The organism is Okeania hirsuta, from assembly GCF_003838195.1.
GTDB lineage: Bacteria > Cyanobacteriota > Cyanobacteriia > Cyanobacteriales > Microcoleaceae > Okeania > Okeania hirsuta.
On sequence record NZ_RCBY01000470.1, the window covers coordinates 1 to 2,729 of the forward strand.

At 34.3% G+C, this 2,729-nt stretch carries 2 protein-coding genes; one reads left to right on the forward strand and one right to left on the reverse strand.

Annotated features, from left to right (window positions below; translation table 11 throughout):
* Positions 1–142: 142 nt before the first annotated feature.
* On the forward strand, positions 143–841 hold the full coding sequence (locus D5R40_RS31900; protein ID WP_124146942.1) for a pirin family protein: 699 nt from the start codon (positions 143–145) through the stop codon (positions 839–841).
* Positions 842–1,287: 446 nt separating this feature from the next.
* Here the strand turns inward: D5R40_RS31900 and larB are convergent, their stop codons facing one another.
* The gene (gene larB / locus D5R40_RS31905; protein WP_124146943.1) at positions 1,288–2,118 is read right to left on the reverse strand and encodes a nickel pincer cofactor biosynthesis protein LarB; all 831 of its coding nucleotides are present in this window, start codon (positions 2,116–2,118) and stop codon (positions 1,288–1,290) included.
* Positions 2,119–2,729: the final 611 nt, after the last annotated feature.

Consider the following 2,729-nt stretch of genomic DNA (forward strand, 5'->3'; position numbering starts at 1 on the left):
TTCCTGTAGATATTCACCCTTGGGTTTACACAAACGATATAAACGGACATGATATTATTAATTTTTTTTATTAGTCAAAATTAATATTAGTAATTAAAGTTTAATTTTCACAAAAAAATCAAATTTTTCGGAGGTAGTAAGAATGATTTCTATACGAAAAGCTGAAGCAAGAGGGCACGCAAATTATGGTTGGCTAGATACTCATCATACATTTTCTTTTGCTAACTATTTTGACCGCGAATATATGGGGTTTCGCTCTCTGAGAGTAATTAATGAAGATAGAGTTTCTCCTAGTAATGGTTTCGGAACTCATGGACATCGAGATATGGAAATTATTACTTATGTTTTAGAAGGAGCATTAGAACATCAAGATAGTACAGGAAATGGTGCTGTACTTTATCCTGGAGAAGTACAACACATGAGTACGGGTACAGGAATTATGCACAGTGAATATAACTACTCAAAATCTGAGGAGGTTCACTTTTTACAAATTTGGTTACTACCAAATTATAGAGGTTTAAAACCAACATATAGTCAAGGTTATTTTGATATAGAAAAAAACTCTGGTAAATTAAATTTAATAGTTGCGAAAGATGGTAGAAATGGGGCACTAAAAATTAATCAGGATGTGGATTTATTTGCAGGTGTTTTGAAACAGGGCGATCGCTTTTCTTATTCTTTTGATGCTGAACGTTACGGATGGGTTCAAGTTGCTCGTGGGGAAATAGACCTTAATGATTTATCTTTAAAAGCAGGTGATGGTGCTGCTTTAAGCGAAATTAATGATGTTTATATTACAGCTAAGTCAGATGCAGAAATTCTTTTATTTGATTTAGCATAACTCAGGAGTCAGGAGTCAGGAGTCAGGAGTCAGAATTAATAAGTTGAATACCATTTTTGATGTCGTAAATTATCTTTTTTGTCAAAGAGATATTTCTTGGACGTGTTTTTTAATCACACTTATTATTCATAACATTCTTTTTTTTAAAGTGGTGTAATATCATGTCCGGATAATTAGTGATAAAAAAACTTTCTCCTTCTTCATTCTTTCTACCCTCCTGTCTCCTGTCTCCTGTCTCCTGACTCCTTCGTCGTTTATTTATAACTGTTCAACCGGACATGATATAATGTAATGTCCTGATAATTAGCGACAAAAAAACTTTTTTCTCCTGATATCAAGTCTCATTAATTAACCATAATAAAAATGTTTTCTCTGATAAATTTCTCCTTGTTCCCTGTTCCTTATTCCCTAAATTTTTTATTGTGAATATTCAAAGATATATAATATTATACCTTAAAACTTCTTCTTGTTCCCTCCTGACTCCTGACTCCTGACTCCTGACTTCTCCTGTTAACCAATTTCTCTCCTGTCCTAATAATTTGTCCTGCTAAAATAGCCGCTCCAAAACCATTATCAATATTCACAACACCTATTCCTGGTGCACAAGAATTTAACATTGTTAATAGTGGAGCTAAACCATCAAAATTAGCTCCATAACCTACACTTGTAGGTACTGCAATAACAGGACAATCTGCTAGACCTGCAACTACACTAGGCAAAGCACCTTCCATTCCTGCTACTACAATTAGTACATCTGCTTCTGCAATTAAATGTTTATTGCTTAATAAACGATGTATTCCTGCTACCCCTACATCCCAAAGTCGCTTTACAGAAAAACCACAAAGAGTAGCTGTAACTGCTGCTTCTTCTCCTACTTTTAAATCAGCAGTACCAGCACTGACAATTGTAATAATACCTTGATGTTTTGGAGTAGGAAAATCAGAAATAATTGCACAGATTTTTGCATCTCGATAATAATAAAGACCAGGAATTTTGTCCTGCAACTCTTCATAAATTTCTGGTTCAATTCTTGTTGCCATTACTACAGGATTATTTTTCCTCATTACCTCCATGATTTTCACAATTTGTTCTGGTTTTTTTCCTGGTCCCCAGATGACTTCAGGAAAACCTGTTCTGATATTTCTATGGTGGTCAATTTTGGCAAAATTTTCGACATTTTCAAAGTCAAAATTCTTGAGCTTTTCTAAAGCTGACTCTGGAGTTACATCTCCTGTAGAAATTGCTGTTAATAACTGCTTTAAATCTTCTGATTTCATTAGAATAAATAAATAAATAAGGGAGTAGGGAGTAGGGAGTAGGGGAGAAAGATTGTTGTTGGGTTGATCCTACGGATAAGCTACGAAGATCGTCCCTCAACCAAACCTACATCTATTGCAACATTTAAGATAAAATAGTCTACTACTAGACTGACTTATTGCTTTGAGCATTGTACCTAATAATCTGCAAAGTGCTGTAAATTAATAATTGATATATTAGACATCTCCAAAAATCAAAAATTAAAGCAATTATTATCTATAAATTGTCAATTATTTATCCCTGTTCCCTCTTTTCTTGAGATAATTTGTTTAGCTTTCTATTTCACCGAAAAAGTGGGTTTGAAGTCTCGCCCTTGTAGAGCGACTTTTTATTTGCAAGTGAATTGGGTAGTTGTGCATCGTAATGGTCGTGCATTGTCATTATTTTTGTTAGAAAGCATGACAGTGGGAACATCTTGCTCCCGTGCCAAGTATTCATTGTTTTTGTATACCATTACTATGCAAGACTACCTTTATTTTTAGTTATAGCAGTCGAAGGAAAGGTGAAGACAAATCATATCATGTCCGGTAGCATCGGTCTTGTATAGCAAAGGTAAGGAAGAAGGAAGAAG

Excerpts from the sequence above, each read along its gene's own strand:
- larB (WP_124146943.1), bottom strand. The coding sequence starts at position 2,118 with ATGAAATCAGAAGATTTAAAGCAGTTATTAACAGCAATTTCTACAGGA.
- D5R40_RS31900 (WP_124146942.1), top strand. The coding sequence starts at position 143 with ATGATTTCTATACGAAAAGCTGAAGCAAGAGGGCACGCAAATTATGGT.